Here is a 25027-nt window from a genome sequence, read left to right on the forward strand (position 1 = left end):
TTGCTGATTAGGCAAGTCCTCTTGTCAACAGGGTTTGAGATGCGCTGACCCTGCTTTTTAAGCAGGGATAGGGGGATATACGAGTGTCTAAAATCACAGCCAACTAATTTTGAAACATTCTCTTAGCAAATTAACAAAATCTGTGTAATCAGCGTAATCCATATAATCCGCGATTCTGACTTTTTTATTTGTTACTTAATACTAATCTCTTAAATGTCAAACTTTTACTTCCAAAGTTAATCAATAATCCAACTTCGAGTTTATATACTTTGAGATAGTTTAATGTTTGGGCTAGGTGTACGTCTTCGAGTTGGATTACTGCTTTGAGTTCAACTAATACTTTTTCTTCAACCACAAAATCGGCGCGGCGTATACCAATTGGTTCGGGTAGGTTTTTGTAATAGATTTGTTGTTCAATTTCTCTGGCAAAGGTTAATCCTGCTTGATGGAGTTCGTAGGCAAGGGCGCGTTGATAAATTACTTCTTGAAAGCCGTTACCTAGAAATTTATGAACTTCAAAGGATGCGCCGATAATTTTTTGAGTGATGTCTTGGTATTTTAAGTCCATAGGTATCGAGATTGTGGATTAAGGAATTATGCGGAAAAAAGTCAGAATCACGGATTTTACGGATTAAAGGATTTCACTGTTTTTACTTGTCTGTCACTGTATCAGATAATCTCATCTGCGTAATCTGTGTAATCCTTATAATCTGCAATTCTGACCTTTTATTATCTCCATCTCTTCATCACTTAACCCATACAAACGCGCTACTATTTCATCTATTTCTTTTTCCCATTCCTGTACATTCTGTCCCTTTGCATCTAAACATTTATTTACTAATTGTTCTATTGCCCTCTGATAGCTTTCTCCAGCAGTAGTAATAGGAATTTGTGATACATAAATTGATTTAAAACGTCTAAAATTACCCCGAACAGCAGGACAGATTTGATTGATAAAAAACTGCACAATACTGGAATTGAGATAACCCAATAAATATTTTGATTGAGATGGGATAAAAAATAAAGTACAGTCTGGAAATAACTTGTTAGTATCAAAGGCAAATTCGCAACGAATAGCAATATCGGGATAGATAATCTTAGACTGTTCAAATCTTTCTATTTCTGCTGGGGAAGCCTGTAACTCAAACCATTTAGAATCACCTGCACGAGATTCAAGTCTTTCTTCATATAATGATAAATGTTTTGCAACTGCGGGGTATTTCTTAATATCAATGCCCCGCCTCGTAAAAATTAGCCATAAATCTTGATAATCTATAGTCCATCTTTTAACATCACGACCCCGCAAAAAAGGCTTAATAACTTCAGCAGAAGAAGGATGTTCAGCAATTAATTTATCTTTTGTGCTGCGATCAATTACAAAAGCCTCATTAAAACCTGTCTTAATCCCATAATAAAATTTACCGTTTACATATTCTCCCAAAGGCTTACCAGCATTTCGCAACTTAGCCAACAAATCTAAAATCTGTGTATTTTCTAATCGCCAACCATCATCTTTTAGTGCAGATTGTGGCAGCAAGAAATTTTGATTATCAAACACCGTGGGAAACTCATTTAAATCTTCCGTTTGCTGCCAAGAAAGCACCTTTAACTGTGCATCCTTACTAGGTTTTTCCTTACTAAATAAAATAATGCTGGGATAGGCAATAGCTGTAAAAACATCCGTATCACCAAAATCAATAAGCTGCTGAATCGTTGTATTTTTGCCAAGAAAATCGCGCAATTTTTCACCATAACCCGAACGAAAATATTTATTTGAGCAGATATAACTCAAAATGCCTCCAGTATTTAATAACTGGTAACCACTCTCAAAGAAATACACAAATAAATCCGCAACGCCTGTATAACAATCAAATTGTTCCTTAAAAGTTGGCTTAAGTTCTTTAATTTGTTCCTGTCTCACATAAGGCGGATTGCCAATCACAATATCAAAACCGTCAGCAATCCCAAACATCCACTCAGGATCAAAAAAGTCCGCCGAAGTATTTTGATTGTAAGGATTCCATCGCGCCAAACTATCCGCCAACGCCGTTTCTAAACCCGTACTCTTTAATAAACCACTAATCTCATTGCGTAACTCTTCATCACGCAGACGATACTTATCCTTAGTCGCCTTAGACCGCGCCGTAAAATGCTTTTGTCGAACCTCCTTTAACTCCTTTTCTTTCACCTCTACCGCAGGACTCCGCAAACTCATCTGAAGTGGCAAACTAATCAAACTATTCGCCGCCACAAATTTCGTTTCTAAATTCGGTAAAGGCAAAATTCCCCCCTTAGGTTGTTTATCATCTACTTTTTGCTCGACTATCAACGAAATAAAACAGCGTAACTTCGCAATCTGCAAAGCAATAGGCTGAATATCCACACCATAGATGCAATTCTCAATTAAAAACAACTTACGCGGATAATCTTTCTCATTATTGGCAAAATCTGTCTCAATCTGCTTCAAACGTTCCTGTAACTGATTGACAGCAGCCTCCCTCGCCTCCTCATAGGAAATCTTTCGCGCCTGCTGTAAATCTTTTTGTAACGGTAAAATCTCCCTTTCCTTTTGTTGATTGCGCCAACGTTCATTATGCGGATCAAGCTTTGACAAAATATGCACCATCTTCTGCAAAATCCCCATCGGAAAAGCTCCCGAACCACAAGCCGGATCAAGAATTTTGCAATTATCAATCGCCTCAATTAAAGCCAAAGTCGCCTCTTGATCATCCTCAAACGGATTAACCACTGACTGATAATCCAAAAGCAACCTTAACCGCCCCTCAAAATCCTGCTCTGCAAATTTTTTCTTTTTCCTTTTTAGTTTTTCCTTGAAATACGCAATCAAACTCTCATCCACCATGTAATTAACAATTTCACGCGGCGTATAAAAAGAACCTGTCTGCTTCCTAGCCGTCGTCTGCGTCTCAGGATTGTAAGCCGCCAATAGATTTTCAAATACCTGCCCTAATAACTCAGGATCAAGAGCCACATCTTCCTCAAAGGGAGTATTTTCTGTAATCGTAAATTTATAGCGCTTAAAGATTTTTAATAAACCCCGCACCTGATATTTCTTGCGACTCGTGCCAAAATCGGCATTTAGATCCATATCCTGAAAATCATCAAAAAATAATTCATTTGGGACAAATAACACATTAGAAGAATGATTACTAAATCCATCAATTCTAATTTCTGATTCAGGGGTATTCTTTTTAGGCGGAACATCCAAACACTCAAACAAACCACCATTTAAAAAAGGAATATCATCAAAATATTTCTTGATAACCTGATCAGACTCCTGAAAATAGTCTTTATAGAGGAACACATTATGCACCATGTGCTGCGAATTACGCCCGTCCGAACTGTCTTTAATAAATTCGCGCTTACCTTCCGTATTCAGCGTTGCAAAAAATAAATTCTGTAAAATCGCCTTGTAATAAGTGCTTTCCTGCGGTTCTACACTTTTGAGAATAGATTGAATATCAGCACGATTAAATAATTCACTAGGAACTAAACCTTTCTCCTTGAGAAACCAAACAAACATTAACCGTGTAATTAACCTAATTAAACTCTCTTGATTAGACTTAGCATCCTTTGGGAAAACCACCTGCTTACAAGCATGAAAATACCAGGCTGAAACATCTTGATAAAATTGTTTATTTAACAGGCTGACATCAAGTACCTTCTGCCAATAAGCATATAACTTAGCAAAAGAATATACCCGATCCTTACCTGTTTTCGGAATTGCTAATTCTGCTAAAATACGTTCATGTCCCGAATGTGGCTGCCTGATATGAATATCTCTTAGCAGCGTCACCTTTCCCGCTTTCTCACCTTCTCGATTATTCTTATATTTCAATCTCTCCGTATTCGCAAATGCTAGATAATCGCCATACTTAAAGACCACCACAACAGGCGTATAACAAAATTCCCGATTAAAAGCCCGTGCTATTTCCGCTAAGTGCGATCGCGTTGGCAATAAACCATTTAGGCGATCATTCAAAGTTATCCCAAAAACCAAAATTCCATCATAATCAGATTTAATCTGATCAATCTCTAAACTTTGATTCCCTCTAAAAGCTGCATCATCAACTAACCCAACCAAATAAACATCATTAATTAACTCAAAAGACTTATTATCCTTATAAGTATCCTGTAATATGTTTTCTGCCGAAGTGGGCTTATCATCTACATAATTAATCGGTACATTTAGCTCACCAAAAAAATTCTTTAAGGCCGGTAAAAACTCTATTTCATTAAATATTGTTAGTTTCATAATTTTATACAGTTACTAAAACCCAACTGATTAAATCGAAATTACTAAGCTGATATTTGCCATCAACTGTAACATTTTGCTTGATCCTATCTATAGAAGCCTTATTACCTTTTTTTAAACCTTGCAAAATTCCCAGCGTTTCATTACCCATCGTCTCTTTGACAGAACCATTTTCCATCTCCTCAGTTTGGACTGATTGACTGGTTAACCAAGTTTTTAGGGCGTTCACCAACTCTGCAATTACCACCGCTTCACCTCGATCAATTGCATCAGGTACAAAACGCTCTTTCTCCTTATACAAGGTTAGCAAATCTAAAACTTCTTTTTGATTTTTTAAAATTAAGTTACCTGATTTATCAATGTAAATTAAATCAAAAACATGATATTGATGATCTAATTTCTTAGGTGGTTTCGCAGGATACCCCAACAAAGCAATAATGCCCTCACTCAAATCATCACTAACACCAGATTTCTGCTCTGCTGCAAATCCCGTATATACACCCTTTGGCATTTTGCGATATTTATCCTTGTCACGATTAAATTCTGCTAATAAATCCTGACGATATCGCTCTAAAGACAAACTATCAAAGCCTAATCCTTGATCGCTTACTTCAATATCTTCCCAAGTGACTTGCATTTGCTGCATCATCAGATCATTCATCTTTTGATCAAATTCTTCATCATGAACCATCTTGGCAAAGCTATCAGAAAATTCATGATCTACCTCTGCTCCTGCCAACTTCATCGCTACCATACGCTGCTCAATTCGTCCTTGCAAATTGAGATAGGAATTAATATTGTCTGATGGCCAGAAGTTAATCCCAAAAATTTCTTGATTAGGACTACCCAAGCGATCAATCCGTCCCATGCGTTGGATAATTCGCACAGGATTCCAATGAATATCGTAATTAATCACCATATCAGCATCTTGCAAATTTTGCCCTTCACTCAAAGCATCAGTAGCAATCAAAATATCTATTGGCTTATTTAGCTTGTGGTGAGTTTCAGTATGGTGATCAACAATCCAATTTTTCCACTCTGCAAACGCTTCAAGCCCTGATTTTTCAGAGTTAAAAGACCATTCCTTTTCACAAAACAGTTTGGTATATGGTGCAAATCTTTCGAGAATCGCTTCCATAGACTGTTTGCGATGCCTTCGGCGAGCGCAGCTATCGCTATCATCTGAGTATGAGCCTGTCCCCGATGCGATAGCGAAGCGCTCCGTAGGAATCGCAATCTTGTCAAAACCTCTAGCTCGAAGCTGCTCAAATAAATACATCGCTGTATCACGATAGACTGTAAAAATTACCACTTTTTGATTATGGTTATTTGCTCCTGAATTGCGCTTTTTGATAATCTCTTCAATCAGTTTCTCCAATTTATCGTCACAGGATTTCAACTGATTGGTTTTCTTAATCTCTTTATCAATTTTGACAGCAAACTTTTGTAAATTGACAGAAAGCTTATCGAGAGCATCTAAATCTTTTTTCAGATCCTCTTTAAATTTATCTAAATTACCAGCCTGATCAATTTCCGCTATACTAATCGGGCGTTTTTTACCTAACGTATATTGCTCAACTGCTTCAGTAAAATCATCATCATTTTCATCATTTTCTAAATCATGAACGCCATTTTCTAATAATGCCGTTTTTACCTTGTTTGCTTGATATGCCTTAATCCTATCTAAAGCATTTTGATGATGGTCTTTGATTTTTTCAACTGTTGAGTAAAAGGAAAACCAAGAAGACTCTAATCGCTTCACCATCAAGATATAAATCATTTTAACTAGAAAGCGATCGCGCAATTTTTCATCTCGTAATATATCTTTTTTGTTATCTGATTCATCATCAATATAAAAAGCTGGCTGATATCCTGATAGCATTGGTGGGAAATGCTCAAACAATTCCTCAAAAGTTTCAAAATTACCAAGTTGATGTGGTGTCACAAATAAATTTTTAGGCTTTGTCTTGGTGGGAAATACTAAATTTGTCTGCTGACCTTCCACCATTTTTCGAGTTCTGGCAACTAATAAAGAATCTGTTAACCTAAAAAAATCATTGTCTGAGAGCTTTTTAATAAAATTGCCGATTTGAGGTTTTGCATCCCTGCGCCACTCGTTAAATATAGTCTGTGCTTGTTTAAAGGAATAATCAATATTTTTTACACCCAATTTTGCGTCATAACCATGTACATCACCTTGAACCATTAATTTAAATTGATTTCTGACATCATTCAGGGAGTTATTAATTGGAGTTGCCGATATAAGCAGAACTTTGATATCTTGATTGTTTTTTAAAATTTGATCAACTAAAAATTTATAACGATTAGATTTGTCATTTCTGAGGTTATGACTTTCATCAATTACAATTAACTTGGGCTTGTCATCACAAAAAAACTTGTCAGCGCGATCGCTATAGGAATTTAGGCGATCGCTGTTCATATCGGTATGAAAACGAATGAAAAATTTAAATTTATCGGTTTCAAATTTTGATGCTTGATCTTCCTTGTAGCGTCTCCAGTTACTCTCTAATTTTTTGGGGCAAAGTAATATAACTTCCCGTCCTTGCATCTGAAAAAATTTCATCACAGCCAAGGCACTCCAAGTCTTCCCTAAACCCACCGCATCTGCTAAAATAGCTCCATCATATTTCTGAAGCATTCGGATTAGACTCAAAACACCTTTTTTTTGAAAGTCATAAAGTGCAGTAAAAACAGCAGTATTCTCCAATCTCCCCACTTGACGATTAAAGTCTGGATTATTCTCAATTTCTAAAACCTGATTGCCAAACAACTCAAATAATATCTTGTAGTAAATATCTCTGGGAGTATATCTAATAAATATTTTTTCAATTTCGGCAATTAGATATTTCTTAAAATCAACCTTTTTGCTTGTTCCATCTTTAAATAAGAGAGTTTTTTCTTTATGAGCTTGAGGTTTGTGCCAAAGTGCATCAAACCATTTTACCAACTCTTTATATTGATTATTATTTCCCGTCTCAGCAATATTCAATTCCAAATTATTCGTATGCTTTAATCCAATTCCTGCCTCAGTTAAGTTTGAACTACCCGAAATAAAATACTTGTTGCGATCATCATCCTTCAATGGCTCAAATAAATAACACTTCGCATGACAAAAATTTGGCTCTAAAGTTTTTGCTTTAACCTTGTCCTGTCTTAAAAAAATAACAGCTTCCTGTGCCAAAAGACTAAGATTCAGAGCCGCTTCAATGGTAATATTCTCATTTAGTAAATCTAACGGGTGATTATCGATTTTATCTAAGTTAGCAATATCTCCAAGCACTAATCGAAATTTAGCAATTTTATGATTAATTTGCTGAGAAAAATAAGCTAAAGCCCCAACAGTAAAATAACCTGTAACAATGTCTACAGTACCTTCCTCTGTATATTTTGCAATCCATTCATGAACTTTCAGATATTTATTTTCATTGTCTAATATCATTTAGCCTTTCCTTGTAAAGGGGGTAAGTCTCGCAAGTGTGTTATTAGAAGTAATTAATAAAGCAAAATTAATTATACTCCTATTTGACTCCATACCTTATTTTGCCGGTAATTCATAAAAAATCGGACAAGGTATTATAGCAATTCCTATGCAAGTGAGGTACAAGCAGTAATAGTTAAACGCAGATGGACGCAAATAAACGCAGATATTTTTGTACTTTATTAGACTAGAAAATGCTATATTGCAATTCACTATACGAAAGTTTCATTTCGTTGAATGACTGCTTTAGCATACAGAAAAAATCATACTGTGTTTAGAGATAACGCTACAGAATACCGCCCAGAATTTAAAAAACCATTCCTCAATCATTATCCGATATCATGAAACCACCAGTTGGGAGTGAAGGACAATTAGTACATTTTTTCATGTGATTTCTGTTATTCATTCATATTTCGATATGTAGCAACTGCCGAAGGCGATATGCGGTTTAAATAACGGAAAATCCAATATTTAAAGATAGTATCTAAAATCACGGGAAAGGTGGCAATAAATAAGAAGATGAAATCTCGATTAGCTGGTAAGCCCCAATGGCGTGATGCACCTTCTAAAATTACTTCCCAACCGTGGGGAGAGTGAAATCCCACAAAGACATCAGTAAATAAAATAATTATAAATGCCTTAGCGCTGTCACTCAAACCATAGACAACATGATCAAAGAAATCTTTTAGCACTGCAATAGAAGACTTACTGCTAATCAATAAATATATAAAAGCACCCACTGATAAAATATCCGAAAAAACATTTTTAATGGCGTTGGCGCTTTGACGACGAAATCTTTCCGCAATTTCATGGGCTTTATCCTCCATCTCCATTTCTATCTCTTCCACAGATAGGGGCGGGGCGCTACTAATGAAATTCTTAAATTTAATTTTTTCCTCAAATCTTTGTAGTTCTAATAATGCTTCTTCCTCCATTTCTAAATTAAGGAATATTTCTGCTGTCTCGGTGTTTCTAAATTGGTTGATTAAAGGACCAACTATTAATACTTTTGATATTTGATGCGTTAATAAAGGTACTATAATTAATAGTAAAATAAATCTAATAGATATGATGGTTCTTCTTTGGGTCTGACGAAAGTTCTGAACAACATCTTGTTCAGCATTGGGATCTAATTCAACTTGCAGACGGCCAATGGTACTTAAAATTGATCGGGGCAGTATCCCCATTGTATCAGCTTTACCGCGCTGTTTTTTATTCGGCTCTGGATTTTGATTTGCTATTTTTTGTGGCGCTGCTGGAGCAGAAAGTGCATCAACTTTCACAAGTTTAGCTTGATTTTCTAACCTGGGAGAAATCACCGGATTTTCCAAGTTATTATATTTTGAGATAACTTGATCAATAAAATTTAATTTTTCTAAAATTAAAGCCTGGCTAGGATAGTCTATCCCTGTTTTTTGAGATGCTTTGCGATGAGATTCATTAGAAAATAACCGACTGGCTTGAAATTCTGTTAGCCGCATCCGGGCAATCTTTAATTGTCGCTTTAAATCTGACTCAAAATAATCCATTACACTGTTGCTGTATATGGCTGAATTGATGTCTATTTTATTACCATTGAAATGCTGTTCTTCAATTGATTTAATTTCTAATGCAGCTTGATAAGCGATATTCAATGAACGTTCTGGGGTGAGTAAGTACCATCTATAAGCAGAGAGTAAATAAGGGTAAATTTTTTGGCTAAAAATCGGTATTCTCATCGGCGGTAATGATTGACCATTGATTAGTGATTCTGATTATTAAGTTAACGCACGCAGTATACTAGCAAATCTACAAGGGGTGCATTTGTGATTTCTCATTCTATTTGGATTGTCGGCTCTAGCCGTAGTGGAAAGACAACTCGTTTGGTGGAAAATTTTTGTACTTGGTTGTCAGGGGAAAATAATATTTCCGCACCATTTTATACTAAAAACTCAGGACAGACAAAAGCTGGGGTGTTACAATCAGTCTCTCATCTGGAAAAAACAGCACCGAGAGTTTTGGTTTTAGCTGCTAATAGTGAGAATCGCCGCAAATTGGCGGATAAAATTGTCACAGCGACTCAAGGAAAATATCCGGTTCGGACTAAGACGATGCTGGGTTTTTTTCAAGATGAAGTTATTTTATTTTGGCCTTTATTGATTCATTCGTTAAATCTCAAAGCACAATTTCCGCTAAGATTACGGCCGGAAACTGAACAGGAATTAGCAACGAAACTTTGGCATGATCGATTAGATGCAGTCACTTTGCGCCGTGGGGGAGTGAATGAGTATCGGTTGGTACGTCGCATTCTGGATGTGTTCCAATTAGCTGCTTACAGTGGTATACCCTGTGAAGATATTGCCGAGATTTTGCAAACAGGCTGGGATGAAAATACTAGAGATTTAGAGCCGGATTTTTTGGCATCTTTATTATTAGATTGGCGGAATTGGTGTTGGGAAAGGGGTTTACTTACCTATGGGATGATTAGTGAACTTTATCAGAAGTTGTTAGGCGATCGCTATTACCAACAGCAGTTAATCCAACGTTATCAAGCTGTACTAGCAGATGATGTAGATGATTATCCGGCCTTAGCCCGTGAACTGTTTGATTTTTTCTTAGATCAAGGTGCAGTGGGGGCTTTTAGTTATAATCCTGATGGTGCAGTGCGTCTAGGTTTGGGAGCAGATCCTAATTATTTGGAGGGTTTAGCAGGGCGTTGTGAAATTGAGAGATTAACAACATCACCCTCACCAGGTCTAACAGATCAACTTTTGACCCCAATGGTGGAGTTAGTTACAGAATCAATGATGCTGTCGAGTTTACCAAACTCAGTGCAGTTAATTCAAACCACCGCCCGCGCTGAATTGTTACGGAAAATCGCAGAGGAAATTACTCAAGCTATCACATCGGGACGAGTCAAACCAGAAGATATCGTCATTATTGCACCGGGTTTAGATGCGATCGCCCGTTATACTTTAGTAGAAATCCTCGATAAGCAAAACATCGCCGTCCAATCACTGCAAGACCAAACACCCTTAATTACTTCCCCAGTAATTCGAGCATTACTCACCATGCTCACACTAGTCTATCCCGGTTTAGGTCGCCTCATAGATCGAGAAGCCGTAGCTGAGATGTTAGTTGTCTTTAGTAAACATCCCCACTCCCCACTCCCTACTCCCCACTCCCTATTTCCCACTCCCATAGACCCAGTACGCGCCGGACTAATAGCAGATTACTGTTTTGTCCCTCATCCCGACCATCCCCACCTGCTACCAGTTTCAGCATTTGAGCGTTGGGATCGTATCGGTTATGCCGCCAGCACAGCTTATAGTGAAATTTTACAGTGGTTAGAAACACAGCGTTCTCAAGCCGCAGAAAGTTCACTTCTCAATCCCACAGCTTTGTTATATCTAGCAATTCAGGACTTTTGTTGTAGAGATTCCCATCTTCCCTACGACCAAATGGCAGTATTGCGGGAATTACTAGAAACCGCCCAGCATTATTGGGAAATTGATACTCGTTTACAACAAACAACCCCAAAAATATCAGGTGGAGAAATCACCACAATTGGCGAATTTATACAATTACTTCGACGGGGTACAGTAACCGCCAACCCTTACCCATTGAGTCCCATCGGTACAGATACAAAAGCCGTCACCTTAGCAACTATTTTTCAATATCGCTCTAGTAAAAAATTTCATCCTTGGCATTTTTGGTTAGATATTGGTTCCCCATTATGGGCAAAAGGTGGCGCTGCGAACTTATTTGCAGCCCCATTGTTCTTGAGAGACAGATTAGGGAAACCTTGGACAGCAGCAGATGAAGACTTACTAGAAGAAGCCAGATTACGCCGGATTTTGGCTGATTTACTCTCTCGTGTCGGGGAAAAAGTGTATTTATGTCACAGCCAATTAGCCGTAAATGGCCAGGAACAAACAGGTATGCTATTACCTTTAGTACACACCTTTATGTAAAATTACAGAAAATTATGGAGTAGGTAATGATCAATCACTTATTTTCAAAACACCCCAAGCTCCACTAGATTCTTTACAATAGTATTAAGTAACGTAAAGAAATTTAACAGAAATTCAGAGTTAAAAACTATGGGACTATTTGGATTTGGTAAAAAGCTGGCTATCCCCACTCCAGAGGAAGCTTTACCAGGAAGAGCAAAATCAATGCCAGTACCCAACGAACATTATGTCAATAAAAACCCTTTAAAAGCACCTTTTCCCGAAGGATTAGAGCAAGCAGTATTTGGCTTAGGTTGTTTTTGGGGTGCAGAACGGAAATTCTGGCAACTTCCAGGAGTATACACAACTGCGGTGGGTTACGCTGCTGGTAGCACCCCCAACCCCACCTACGATGAAGTTTGTAGTGGGATGACTGGTCATAATGAGGTAGTTTTAGTTGTTTTTGACCCCAAAATAATTAGCTACTCTCAACTGTTGAAAGTTTTTTGGGAAAGCCATAACCCCACCCAAGGAATGCGCCAAGGTAATGATGCGGGTACACAATACCGTTCGGGAATTTATGTTTATTCTCCCCAGCAGAAGCAGTTAGCCGAAGCATCACGGGAAGCGTATCAGGAACCTCTGAGCAAAGCAGGTTATGGCAAAATTACCACAGAAATTTTAGATGCGCCTCAATTCTACTACGCAGAAGCCTATCATCAGCAGTATTTAGCCAAAAACCCCAATGGTTATTGTGGGTTAGGGGGAACGAATGTTGCTTGTCCCATGGGTGTAGTAGAATCTCAAGTCGCTGGTTAGGTTGCTGACACTGAATATTTATCTTGTAGAAACCTTGTAGAGACGTTGTAAGCAACGTCTCTGGTTTGTTGTTATGGCAACCGCCAAGGACGTTAGGACATAAAAAGATCATGAAACCCTTGCAATTAAGAAGTTTCAACACTTCTCCCTGATACCCTTCCCCACTCCCTACTCCCCACTCCCTACTCCCCACTCCCCACTTCCCAAACCACCTTGATAACCAGTGACAATCCGGCGACCATCTTTGAGAATATGAATTTCGATTTGGTCGCTAGCCCAATTCATTTGGTTTGCTAAATCTGGGTTAAAAATATGAACTCCTTGATTACTAGAAGAAACCAAGGAAGTAGGAGAATTAATTGCTAGAGATTCCACAAAAGGCCCATCAATTAAGATATCTAATTCTGCTAATAATACAGATGCATTTGGTGGAGCAGATTCAGATTTTAGTTGCTGGAGGGTGAACCCGGTAAAAGACATCACATTTAATCCCGCAGCTTTGAGCTTGCGAGCCAATGCAGCTAAGGCTTCGGCTTGCCAAAATGGTTCTCCGCCAGAAAATGTTACACCTGTATTTTGAGGTTTGCTGAGGATATTTTCAGCCAGAGTATCCACAGAAATTAGTTGATTAATCTCAAAAGACCAGGACTCAGGATTAAAGCAACCAGAGCATTCACGGGGACAACCTTGTAACCAGACAACAGCACGACAACCGGGGCCATTAACTTCTGATTCATCCACGTAACCCATGATGTTTAGGTATCCAGGAGGAATTTCTGTCTGTGCTGGTGATGGTTTTGTGGGTTTAGTTTCCATCTGTTTCCTCTGTTTGCATAGTAAATCAATTGTCACTATAGGCTGCTAAATTTGCTGCTATTGATTTGACTGAAAATCAGGGAAAAATATTAATTTTAGATATAGCAATTCCTATTCAAGTGAGGTACAAGCAGTAATAATCAAACGCAGATGGACGCAGATAAACGCAGATGATTTTGTACTTTATTAGACTAGGAAATGCTATGAGAGGAATAAAGTCTTGATTGCAAAGGTTTTTTTAACAGGTCATCAAGGTATTTGTTCTGCCTAATACTTCCATGTCCTCTGCATCTAGTTCTACAGGAATACCACTACGAATTAGTTCTGAAAAGTCTTCATTGGGAACCATTACCGTTAAGGTGTATAGGCGAGTGTTACCTGTATTTTTAATCAAATGAGTCCCGGTAGGTGGTACTAATAAACTATCACCAGCTTTAATTTCTACGCTCTTACCATCACATATAGCTATAGCTTCTCCTTTGAGAACAAAAAACATTTCTACTGCCCATTGATGTCTGTTTGGTGGTGTTTGTCCGCCGACATCAAAGATTTCTACACAGCAAGTTAAAGAAGTATTGGCATTGATGGAATCAAAGATGATTGCTAACCGATTAGAATCATTGGGACTGATGCGATATGTTTGATAGTCTTTGGGTGACTTAATAATCGGAATTACACATCTAGTAGCGTACATTTATTTATCCCCTAATATTTGATATTGTAAATACTCTCTAATTAACCATTCCTCTTATTTCCCCTCTTCCTTTGTGTACTTTGCGTACTTTGTGGTTCGTTCAGAATTACAGAAAATAAATATGAATTAACCGCCGATGGACGGGGATAAGTAGCTGAGTACACTAGGAAGCGGTATGTTCAAGCAGCACTTTTAAAATTGCTTGTGAGTCAGTGATAAATCCGAAACATTGGTTGACATTATATAGTGTGGCTTGCCAACAATAGTCGGGAGAAGTGGTAGCTGTGCAGTCTTTGACTAAAATGCAGTCATAGCCTAAAAAGTTGGCATCACATAAGGTAGTCATGACACATTGATCAGCATTAACTCCCCCAAATAATATTGTGGTTATTCCCAGGTTCCGCAGAATACTATCTAAAGGGCTATCCCAGAACCCACTCATCCGATACTTGTTTACACGGATATCTTCTGGGGGCTGTTGCAGTTCATCTACCACCGCCGCCGCCCAACTACCCGCCATGAGGACTTTAGCACCGTTGCTGGGCAAAGGATCGCCCAATCCTACGCCTTCTCCTGTGGGGTTGTAGACGTGCAGTGCTGCTGCACTCATATTTAATAAGTCGGGACGATTTCCCCAGTTAAGCCAAATTACTGGTACACCGACTTGCCGCAGTTGTGGGAGTAATTTATTTAACGGTACAATGGGCTGACGTGCTGGGGTGACATCTACGCCAATATGGGCTAACCAGCCATCGGGATGACAAAAGTCGTTTTGCATATCTACGACGATGATGGCGGTTTTGGCTAGGTCTAGATGCAGAGTTTTGGTTTCTGTTGGTAAAATAGCGGTTTGTGGGGGTTTTGGCGGACGGGTAATATCTGCGATCGCCTGATTCACAGTCCAAGCATTTGGTGCAACTCCTAATGTCCGTAACGGTAGATTCATAAATTAGAATATCTCATGCAGTTATTAATTTTGTAACTTGAATTTCTCTTGTGAGTTCGATTACTTAATTAAGGTTAAATAAAGTTAATTTCGGTTTCTGTGTTGTCCTACTAACCTTGAGGTTAATTGTGAATTTTACTATTAAAAATGTTCTCATTCCTACCCATGATGATTATGCCACGGTAGATGTGCAGGTGGTAGATGGTAAAATTGGGGCGATCTCACCGGATTTAAATGTCATCGGTACTGCTGTTGATGGTAACAATCAGCTATTACTCCCTGGTTTTGTTAACGCCCATACCCATTCATCAGAAATGTGGCAACGGGGTATTATGTCGATGTTACCTTTAGAATTATGGTTAGGGGAATTATATGACTTCGCGCCCCTGGATTTAGAACAAGTTTATCTCAGTGCTTTGGGAACGGCTGTAGAAACTTTATTTTCCGGTGGGACGAGTGTTGTTGATCATTTAGTGTTAATTCCCGGACAGGAATTAGCAACCATCGCCACTGCGGTGCGTGCTTATCAAGAAGTGGGAATCCGTGCTTTTATTGCGCCGCTAATTCAAGATGAACCCTTGACAGCTGGGATACCTGCGGGAAACTCACTGCAAAACCATGAACCTTATTTACGCTCAACTGCGGCTACATTAGAAATTATAGAAACAGCAGTGCAGCAATTTCATCGCCCAGAAGAGGGTGTGAGTATTTTAGTTGCACCTACGGGGATACAATTGTGTAGTGATGCTTTATTTAAAGGATGTATTGAATTAAGCGATCGCTATAATCTTTGTCGTCACTCTCACTTACTAGAAACCAAAGCCCAGGAAAAACTCGCCCAAGAAAAATATGGTTGTACTGCTGTTGAACATCTGTACCGGATTGGATATTTAGGCGATCGCACATCATTAGCACATTGTGTCTGGCTCACAGATCATGATATCAAAATTCTTGCCCAAACTCAAAGTACAATTGTTCATAACCCTTTAAGTAATCTCCGTTTAGGCAGTGGTATCGCCCCCATATTAAAATATATCCAAGCCGGGGTAAACGTCACATTTGGTTGTGATGGTGCTTCCAGTAATGACTCCCAAGACTTGCTAGAAGCCATCAAAATCGGTTCCATCCTGCACAACATTACCGACTCAGAATATCAAAACTGGATCACACCCCGAAAATCCCTAGAAATGGCATCATTGGGAGGTGCAACAGGATTAAATATCGCTGATCAAATTGGTTCCCTCAGTGTAGGTAAACAAGCCGATTTAGTAATGTATGATTTAACAAATTTATCATTACTTCCCCGCACAGATCCCATCGGTTTATTAGTATTAGGTCGTCCCACAAACGTCGTCAATAATGCGTGGGTAAACGGAAAATCAATTATTAGCAATAGCCAGATTAACACCATTAATCTAGATAAATTAAAACAAGAACTATTTAACCGCAGTCAGTGGGAAAGCAAACGCCAATCTCCCACAGTCGCCCAAATAGAAACTCATTATCGCCAAATTATGGACATATAGCTATTTCCAATTATATAACGTATATCATAGCCCCCTCATCGCTTGCGGGGAGGGGGTTGGGGTTCTTGTACCTCATAATAGCGGGAAGTGCTATATAAAAACTCTCCCCATATATTTATCTTAAAAAATCATTTCCAGATATAACGCTGTACATAACCCAGACTCCAATTATCAGCTTCCCGTAACTGACTAAACTTACCTTTAAGAATTAACTTCAGCGCAATCCGAGTATTTAAAAAACCCTTAACTACCAAATTATATCTCGGTCGCTCAAGTCCAGAAGAAACAAATTCTTTACTTTGAAAATTGCCACAATAAGTGCGATCGCCGGGGATAGAAACTGTAAAAAAAGCATCACTACTATGTCCCCCAGGAATAGTGAATAAAGCATAGACATTATGGGGACCACGCCAAGGTTCTACCACTAACTTTTCTGGATGAGCATAATATTTATCAGGTTCTGGCGGATGAAAACCCCATTCCTCACAGGCGACTATCGGTCTGTTTTCCGAGAGATAAGCAGAGACATGAGAAAATCCCAGAAGGGTGGATAAGCTGAGTAATAATAACAAAATAAAAAGTCTGATTTTTCGCACTGTTCAAATATAGAAAAATTGACTAAATACCTCTATCCTACACAAAGAAAAATAGCAGGGATCGCAATTGTTAAAATTTAGACAACATTACGGACGCGATCGCATTTGGGTTGCTAAATTAACAAAGAAGATCAGCATGAAATCAAGCTAGTTACAATCCATTATGGTATCTACACCGATTCGTTTCCCCGATGTGCAGAATCATTGGGCTAGGCCATTTATTGAAGCATTAACAGAACGCAGTATTTTAAATGGCTATCCTAATGGCACTTTTCGACCAGATAATTCTGTGACGCGGGCTGAATTTGCCGCTATACTAGCCGCAGTATTTGCATCCTCACGATATCCCAAACGGGAATATGTCCCTTTTATTGATGTCCCTGATAATCACTGGGCGATCAATGGCATAAAAAAAACTTATGAAGCGGGATTTTTTAGCGGTTATCCCGATGGACGCTTCCGCCCCAATGATCGGATTTTTCGTAGTGATGTTTTAGTGGCGATCGTCAATGGCTTGGAAATGGCGGCCAATGTCAAACCAGATTTAGTCGATGTATTACCCCAAATTTATCAAGATGCAGCCAATATTCCCGCCTATGCGAGAAATCAAGTGGCGATCGCCACAGCCAAAAATTTAGTAGTTAATTACCCAAACGTCAAAGTATTCAACCCCAGAGTAGCCGCAACCCGTGCAGAAGTTGTAGTCATGGTATACCAAGCGATGGTGTATTTACTCTGGCGAGAAAAAATCCCCTCTAACTATATTGTAGTTCCCCCACAAGTTATCTCCACTCTGCCCATAGCTGAGGTTGACCACAGACGAGAGTTTCGCGGCGCTTGGGTAACAACAGTCTGGAATAATGATTGGCCTTCGCGTTCTGGACTTTCCACCGCAGAACAACAAGCCGAATTTATCGAAATTGTTACCCGATTACAGTCATTAAATTTTAACGCCCTGATATTACAAGTGCGTCCAGAGGGAGATGCATTCTATGATTCCCCCTTTGAACCCTGGAGTGCTTGGTTAACGGGAACTCAAGGTCAAGCACCAAATCCATATTATGATCCGTTACAGTTTGCGATCGCCGAATGTCACAAACGCAATATAGAACTTCATGCTTGGTTCAACCCCTACCGCGCCAAAACCAGCCTCACAGCTAGACCCAACGCCAGAAACCATATAGCTGTCACCAACCCCGAACTAGTTTACCAATGGGGTAATCAACTATGGATGGACCCAGGTAGTAAAATCGTCCAAGACCGCGCTTTCAACGTCATTATAGATGTTGTCCGCCGCTACAATATCGATGCCATTCATCTCGATGATTATTTTTATCCCTATCCTATCCAAGGTCAAACCTTCCCCGACAATCAAACCTATGCAGCCTATAGAGCAAATGGTGGTCAACTCAGCTTAGGTGACTGGCGACGGAACAATGTGACGGAAATGGTATCACGTATATCCGAAGGAATTAAAGCCACAAAACCCCACGTTAAATTTGGTATTAGTCCCTTTGGCATTTACCAACCAGGACAACCACCAGGAATCAATGGCTTAGATGCTTATAATCAGTTATATGCTGATGCCAAAAGATGGTTACAAGGAGGAATGGTAGATTACTTAGCCCCCCAACTTTATTGGCGTATCGACCAAGCAGCACAAAGTTATCCTGTCTTGCTGAAATGGTGGACAGAAATTAACACTCGCCAGAAACATATATATGTAGGTAACAATATTAGTCTCCTCGATGGCAAAGCTTGGAAAAATCAAGAAATTCAGCAACAAGTAGCCATTACCCGTAATCTCGTCTCTGACCTCTCCCTGGGTAATATCTTCTTCAGCATGAGTTCCATTACTCAAAACCGTCAGGGAATAGCAGACAGTTTCCGAAATTCTCTTTATTCTACACCCTCCATAGTTCCCACCATGCCCTGGAAAGGGGGAACAGCACCACCACCACCCCAAAAACTACAAGTTAACAATCGCCGCCTCAGTTGGGAACCAGGAGATAATCAACCAGTACGGTCTTGGACACTTTATCGCCAAAATGGTGACTTTTGGACACTTCAGCGCATCCTATCGGCTGGGACAACCTTCGCCACCGTTTCACAAAACGGAAACTATGCAGTAGCTGCTGTTGATAGGTTAGGGAATGAGAGTGTTGGTGTAATCATTACAGTAGTTTAAAACTTTCAGCACCCGCCACATTCAAATAAATGTAACCCCAAGCGCCGGGAGAGTTCCTCACAGACCTTCACTCCCCGGACACTATTACCACGCACATCTAACAAAGGCGAAAACACACCAATCCCCATTTTGTGGGGTACAACCGCCATAATTCCCCCACAAACCCCACTTTTAGCCGGAAGTCCCACTTTATAAGCCCATTCCCCAGCAAAGTTATACATCCCGCAGGTGTACATCACGCTGAGAATATCTTTCACATAACTACTATCTAATGCTTGTTTTCCCGTCACTGGGTTAATACCTTTGTTAGCCAAAGTCGCCGCCATCACCGCTAAATCTTGGCAATTTACCATCACAGCACATTGCTGAAAGTAAAGATCCAAAACTTCCTCAATATTTTGGTCAATCATGCCAAAATTCAGCATCAGGTGGGCAATGGCGCGGTTGCGATGTCCCGTACTGCGTTCAGAGGTAAAGACGGAAATATCAACCATTGCATCCCTTCCGGTGTATTTACCAAACATTTCTAGCACCCGGTTTAAGCGTTCTGTGGGACCACCTCCTTTAATTAAACTGGTAGTAGCGATCGCACCTGCATTTACCATAGGGTTATAAGGTCGCTTCGATTGTTCATCTAGAATAATGGCGTTAAATGCATCTCCTGTGGGTTCAACACCAACTCTAGTCAACACATAATCCCGTCCATGATCTTCTAAAGCCAATCCATAAGCAAACACTTTAGAAATTGACTGAATCGTAAATTGTTGTTGATGATCCCCCACTTGGTAAGTTTGTCCATCTACAGTCACAATACAAATGCTGAATAATTCCGGATTCACCTTCGCCAGTTCCGGAATATAGTTTGCTAGTGTCCCCTCCTTAAGTGACTTGTATTCCCCATATAAATCATTGATAACTGCTAAAAATGGCGCTGCGATAACTTCTAAATCTTCTAGATTTCCTGGGTTTGCCATGATGCCGATAGTTTACTTACAAAAATCACATTTAAGTCAATATAGCAAGGGGAAAATTATGTAATTTTCTATACTCGCTTTTTTCTCTACTCATGCCAATAATGCTATTTTTATTGTCTCATCATTGATTTTAATTTGTGGAGAAAAATTTTTTAGTTACCAAAATACCTGATTTTTATACGTGCATACTACTAGATTATAAGTATTCCTCATTACTATGTAACTAAATAAATTTCCTGAGAATAAATTGCCTAATATCACCTCTACTCAAAAAAACACCAGCAGCTAATTTTAGCTGAATCATCTCTGGAAATCTCTATAACAATTATCTTAACTAGTATTTCAAAAGTTTATTCCCTGATAATCAGTCCACATTTTTAGCCCCTCTGATCTAGATTATGTTGAATAACTAGCAGCATGATTTAATAAACTAATGTGTTCGTTTACTTACATTTTCTGATAGTGAGTCTTACTGCTAATTTCCCATCAGGAAAATATTCAAATTTCATATCAAAAATTTAATTAATTGAAAAAAACGTTACACAGTCAAAATCCGCAATTGGGAAGGGTTTTGACCTAAAAATTAGCATGAAAATGAAATCAACTAACAAATATCTACGCTAAAACCCTGATCCCCAACCTCAAAGGTTCATGTTAGTGTGTTGCAGTTAAATAAACGCAAAGTGAAAGCAGCACCAGTTTTAGTGATGCGGAATATGCCACTTTTAGTGAGACAAAATTTTCCGAACTAAAACCCTGCTGTCCTACAGTTGCTTTAAAAATCGGACGCATGAATCAAAGATATTTGTGGACTATTGTCGCCCTGTTTCTGACTGCTGTGGGTACACCTTCAGTCGGTCGCGCTCAAACTACTACAACAGATGAAGTTACTCCAGTTTCATCTTCATCATCAAGTGATGATGCTGTTAAAGTAGGAGAGTTTTTGCGGTTAAGCGTAGCAGAAACCCAAACCCCAGCAGGGAAACTTACCTCAGATGCTGTGATCACAAACATTCATATTCACGACATTGAAGGTCGTAAAGCAGCAACTCTGTTTGTTAAAGATATACCCGTTCTCACCTTTTTGAGTTCTCAGCCAGTGGCGAGTGGTGATACCAAACTTGGTGTAATTGGAGATAATAAGCAACAACAGTCCCACACCCTAATTGCAGATACTAATTTAAGCAGTGTTGGGAGTTTTACAAGTGCGAAAAACCAACCAAAATCCCTTCATGATGACCCGGTTCATCGCGCTGGTTTAATAGCAGCTAGTATTAATCAGCTAGTTCGTAACAGTGACGACGCTGCACAAATTACCGTTAGTTGGAAGGGTGAAGGCGAATCTACAGCCAATCAAGCCCAGAATAAACGCGCCTCTGTAGAAGAACAGCCACAAGAACGGTATACCATCAAAATCAATAATCAAGAATTGGTGGAAATCAATCAGCAGACCATCTTAGCAGGGAGTACCGCAAATCTAGCGGAAGATGCTTTACAAGCAGCAAATCGCTTGCGGAGACTGATTGGTAATGCTTCTCCCATCAATGAAATTACTGGTTTACCAGAAAGAGCCAATATTTCTCTCCCAGAGCCAGCACAGCAAGTTGCTAATAATCGACGACGCACTTTTCAAGGGATTGCTTCCTTTTACGGTCGCGGTTTTGCTGGAAGACCCACTGCTACAGGGGAGAGATTTAATCCAGAAGCCATGACTGCTGCTCACCGGAGTTTACCTTTTGGTACGCGGGTTCGGGTGACAAATACTCGTAATGGTCGTTCCGTTGTTGTGCGGATTAATGACCGTGGCCCCTTTATTCGGGGTCGCATTATCGATGTTTCTACTGGCGCTGCTCGTAACTTAGGGATGATTAACAGTGGTTTAGCACCAGTAAAGGTGGAAGTTATCGGTAGATAATTCTGCATCAGTCCCCTCTCCCTAATTCCCCTAGTTCCATACCCCTATCCCCTATTTCAGATATAAACTAACGGGGAAAAAGGTTAGAAAGAACTAGGGGAATTTTGTGCGCCTGCTGACAACAGTTGCAGCTTTACGCTGCTATTTAAGTAAACGCTGTTCACAATATCAGCTAAGGGTTCCAGAGGATTTGGGACTGGATGAGGTTAGTAGCTGGTATCAGACGGATGTGGGTTTGGTTCCGACTATGGGGGGATTACATCCAGGTCATCTGAGTCTGATCAACAGAGCCAGACAAGAAAATTCTACGGTGATTGTGAGTATTTTTGTGAATCCGTTGCAATTTGGTCCCCATGAGGATTATGAACGTTATCCCCGGAGTTTGGCATTAGACCAAGCACTCTGTGTACAAGCGGGGGTAGATGCGATTTTTGCTCCTACTCCGGAGGAAATGGGTGTTTCTCAGAAAAGTTTACAAGCATCTGAAGTGACACAAGTAACGCCTCCATCTGCTATGATGTTAGGTTTGTGTGGTCGTTCTCGAATAGGTCATTTTCAGGGTGTGGCAACGATTGTCACCAAGCTTTTGAACTTGGTACAACCTGATCGAGCCTATTTTGGACAAAAAGATGGTCAACAACTAGCTATTATTAAACGGCTGGTGGCTGATTTGAATTTGCCGGTGGAGATTGTTGCTTGTCCAACGGTGCGGGAAGCGTCGGGTTTGGCCTTAAGTTCTCGTAACCAATATTTGACTGCACAAGAAAAAGAGCAAGCAGCAATTTTATATCAAGGTTTACAGGCCAGTTTAGCTGCTTTTAAGGCGGGTGTTCGCGATCGCAGCGAACTGATAGCCGTGGTAGAGCGAGAACTGGCGCAGGTTGGCACTCTAATTGTGGAATATATTGAATTGGTTAAACCGAATACGTTAATGGCTTTAGAAACAGTTGAGGAGGAAGGAATGCTGGCGATCGCATCTCGTCTAGGTTCGACACGTTTGATTGATAATATTATCTTGAGCAATCGTCAACCCATCATCGCCATCGATGGTCCGGCTGGTGCAGGGAAATCTACAGTAGCTCGTCAAGTAGCTAACCAGCTAGGTCTAGTGTATCTAGATACAGGTGCTATGTATCGCGCTGTAACTTGGCTAGTGCTAGAAAAAGGGATTGCTGTTAGTGATGAATGTACGATACCTACGGCGAGCGAAGCGATCGCCGAATTACTCAGTCAGTGTCACATTGAACTTACCCCCAGCCAGGATCTAGAATCCAGCGTCCAAGTTTGGGTTAACGGGACTGATGTCACCCAAGCAATTCGCACCATTGAAGTCACATCTCAAGTATCGGCGATCGCCGCCCAAAGCGCAGTCCGTCAAGCCCTCGTTAAACAACAGCAAAGTTGGGGTAAAAAAGGTGGTTTAGTCGCCGAAGGACGAGACATTGGCACTCATGTCTTCCCCGATGCCGATCTTAAAGTATTCTTAACCGCCTCAGTGGATGAACGCGCCCACCGTCGTCAGCAAGACTTCCAAAAACAGGGACAGCCCGAAGTCAATTTAGAACAGATCAAACGCGACATCGCCGAACGTGACTGGAAAGATAGCACTCGTAAAGTTTCCCCATTAAAAAAAGCAGCAGATGCAGTAGAAATACAATCTGATGGTCTCAACGTCTCGGAAGTCACAGCACAAATTGTTAAGCACTACCAACAACGGTTATCTCAGTTGTAGGGGGATTGGGGATTGGGGACTGGGGACTGGGGACTGGGGATTGGGGATTGGGGATTGGGGATTGGGGATTGGGGATTGGGGATTGGGGACACTTCGGCTACGCTCAGTGCAAGTTGGGTATTGAAAACTAAAAATCTTTCTCCCCACACCTCCCACACCTCCCACACCTCCCACACTCCCCACACTCCCCACACTCCCCACACTTCCCACACTTCCCACACCTCCCACGCTTCCCACACTTCCCACACCTCCCACACCCCCCACACTCTGCCTCTTCAACACCTGTAATTAACACAAAACTCCTGAAATACAACAGTATTTTGTCGGAATCCTCCCTTTGGTAGTAGAATGACACTGTTAAGTTTTATATCCTGTAACACTAGGACATAAAACGCATACAGATAAAATCTGTCGTTTCCTAAGTTGCTACAACAGCTTTAACCTGGAAAACAAGAGAGGATTTCACAAAATGGCATTTACACAGCCCCCCTTACCATTCGACATTAAGGCTTTAGAGCAGTACGGCATGAAAGCCGAAACCTTCGAGTACCACTACGGCAAACACCATGCAGCCTATGTGACTAACTTGAACAAACTCACCGAAGGCACAGAACTAGCTAACAAATCCCTCGAAGAAGTTATCCAAATTTCCTTTAAAGACTCCTCCAAAGCGGGAATCTTTAACAACGCTGCTCAAGTTTGGAATCATAGCTTTTTCTGGAATTGCTTAAAGCCCGCAGGTGGTGGCGCACCCACAGGTGACTTAGCAGCCAAAATTAATCAGGACTTCGGTAGCTTTGAGAAATTCACAGAAGAATTTTCTACCGCAGCTGCAACTCAATTCGGTAGTGGTTGGGCTTGGTTAGTTGATGATGGTGGTACTCTCAAGGTCATGAAAACACCCAATGCAGAGAACCCCTTAGCTCATGGTAAAAAGGCACTCCTCACCCTAGATGTTTGGGAACACGCCTACTACATCGACTATAAAAATGCTCGTCCTGCTTTCATCAAAAACTTTTTAGATAAGCTAGTCAACTGGGACTTTGTGGCTGCAAATTACGCTCAAGCCTAATCTCTTAGTCTCCTACTGACTTGAATCCTGCAATAAAAGCAG

The 25027-nt window shown here is 40.1% G+C and carries 16 protein-coding genes; 7 read left to right on the forward strand and 9 right to left on the reverse strand.

Annotated elements, in window-relative coordinates; all coding sequences use genetic code 11:
* Positions 1-184: 184 nt before the first annotated feature.
* The 4 genes from ACM0OP_RS15635 to ACM0OP_RS15650 form a co-directional block, all read right to left on the reverse strand.
* Complete coding sequence (locus ACM0OP_RS15635; RefSeq protein ID WP_414529345.1) at positions 185-568, reverse strand: GxxExxY protein; 384 nt, start codon at positions 566-568, stop codon at positions 185-187.
* A 135-nt stretch (positions 569-703) separates the two neighbouring features.
* On the reverse strand, positions 704-4276 hold the full coding sequence (locus tag ACM0OP_RS15640) for an Eco57I restriction-modification methylase domain-containing protein (protein ID WP_414529346.1): 3573 nt from the start codon (positions 4274-4276) through the stop codon (positions 704-706).
* Between the two features lie 4 nt (positions 4277-4280).
* The gene (locus tag ACM0OP_RS15645; RefSeq protein WP_414529347.1) at positions 4281-7736 is read right to left on the reverse strand and encodes a helicase-related protein; all 3456 of its coding nucleotides are present in this window, start codon (positions 7734-7736) and stop codon (positions 4281-4283) included.
* 437 nt (positions 7737-8173) lie between these two features.
* On the reverse strand, positions 8174-9493 hold the full coding sequence (locus tag ACM0OP_RS15650; protein ID WP_414529348.1) for a proton extrusion protein PcxA: 1320 nt from the start codon (positions 9491-9493) through the stop codon (positions 8174-8176).
* 87 nt (positions 9494-9580) lie between these two features.
* On the opposite strand from ACM0OP_RS15650, the gene ACM0OP_RS15655 reads away from it, so the two are divergent.
* Positions 9581-11728 (forward strand): recombinase family protein, encoded by a 2148-nt coding sequence (locus ACM0OP_RS15655; protein WP_414529349.1) that lies wholly within the window; start codon positions 9581-9583, stop codon positions 11726-11728.
* Between the two features lie 129 nt (positions 11729-11857).
* The gene (msrA, locus tag ACM0OP_RS15660; protein WP_414529350.1) at positions 11858-12526 is read left to right on the forward strand and encodes a peptide-methionine (S)-S-oxide reductase MsrA; all 669 of its coding nucleotides are present in this window, start codon (positions 11858-11860) and stop codon (positions 12524-12526) included.
* Between the two features lie 168 nt (positions 12527-12694).
* Here msrA and ACM0OP_RS15665 read toward each other — a convergent pair whose 3' ends face one another.
* The 3 genes from ACM0OP_RS15665 to ACM0OP_RS15675 form a co-directional block, all read right to left on the reverse strand.
* Positions 12695-13342 carry a 4Fe-4S single cluster domain-containing protein gene (locus tag ACM0OP_RS15665; protein WP_414529351.1) on the reverse strand — a complete coding sequence of 216 codons (648 nt, stop codon included), beginning with the start codon at positions 13340-13342 and terminating at the stop codon, positions 12695-12697.
* A 238-nt stretch (positions 13343-13580) separates the two neighbouring features.
* A complete protein-coding gene (locus ACM0OP_RS15670; RefSeq protein WP_414529352.1) occupies positions 13581-14036 on the reverse strand; it encodes a cupin domain-containing protein in 456 nt (151 codons plus the stop codon).
* 163 nt (positions 14037-14199) lie between these two features.
* Entirely contained in the window at positions 14200-14982 is a 783-nt protein-coding gene (locus tag ACM0OP_RS15675; RefSeq protein ID WP_414529353.1) for a cysteine hydrolase family protein, read from the reverse strand.
* Between the two features lie 128 nt (positions 14983-15110).
* Here ACM0OP_RS15675 and ACM0OP_RS15680 point away from each other — a divergent pair, with 128 nt between their 5' ends.
* On the forward strand, positions 15111-16508 hold the full coding sequence (locus tag ACM0OP_RS15680; RefSeq protein WP_414529354.1) for an amidohydrolase: 1398 nt from the start codon (positions 15111-15113) through the stop codon (positions 16506-16508).
* Positions 16509-16636: 128 nt separating this feature from the next.
* Here ACM0OP_RS15680 and ACM0OP_RS15685 read toward each other — a convergent pair whose 3' ends face one another.
* Positions 16637-17080, reverse strand: coding sequence for a hypothetical protein (locus ACM0OP_RS15685; RefSeq protein WP_414529355.1), 444 nt, complete (start codon positions 17078-17080; stop codon positions 16637-16639).
* A 187-nt stretch (positions 17081-17267) separates the two neighbouring features.
* On the opposite strand from ACM0OP_RS15685, the gene ACM0OP_RS15690 reads away from it, so the two are divergent.
* Positions 17268-19292: a glycoside hydrolase family 10 protein gene (locus tag ACM0OP_RS15690; RefSeq protein WP_414529356.1), complete on the forward strand. Its 2025-nt coding sequence runs from the start codon at positions 17268-17270 to the stop codon at positions 19290-19292.
* 5 nt (positions 19293-19297) lie between these two features.
* On the opposite strand, the gene glsA is transcribed toward ACM0OP_RS15690, so the two are convergent.
* On the reverse strand, positions 19298-20266 hold the full coding sequence (glsA, locus tag ACM0OP_RS15695; protein WP_414529358.1) for a glutaminase A: 969 nt from the start codon (positions 20264-20266) through the stop codon (positions 19298-19300).
* Between the two features lie 790 nt (positions 20267-21056).
* Here glsA and ACM0OP_RS15700 point away from each other — a divergent pair.
* The 3 genes from ACM0OP_RS15700 to sodB all read left to right on the forward strand — a co-directional run bounded on the left by ACM0OP_RS15700 (position 21057) and on the right by sodB (position 24985).
* Positions 21057-22181, forward strand: a complete 1125-nt coding sequence (locus tag ACM0OP_RS15700) for a septal ring lytic transglycosylase RlpA family protein (RefSeq protein ID WP_414529359.1) — start codon at positions 21057-21059, stop codon at positions 22179-22181.
* 106 nt (positions 22182-22287) lie between these two features.
* Positions 22288-23913 carry a bifunctional pantoate--beta-alanine ligase/(d)CMP kinase gene (locus tag ACM0OP_RS15705; protein ID WP_414529360.1) on the forward strand — a complete coding sequence of 542 codons (1626 nt, stop codon included), beginning with the start codon at positions 22288-22290 and terminating at the stop codon, positions 23911-23913.
* Between the two features lie 469 nt (positions 23914-24382).
* Positions 24383-24985, forward strand: a complete 603-nt coding sequence (gene sodB, locus ACM0OP_RS15710) for a superoxide dismutase [Fe] (RefSeq protein WP_414529361.1) — start codon at positions 24383-24385, stop codon at positions 24983-24985.
* The last annotated feature ends 42 nt before the right edge of the window (positions 24986-25027 follow it).

It is taken from the genome of Nodularia chucula CCY0103, from assembly GCF_963923915.1.
Lineage (GTDB): Bacteria > Cyanobacteriota > Cyanobacteriia > Cyanobacteriales > Nostocaceae > Nodularia > Nodularia chucula.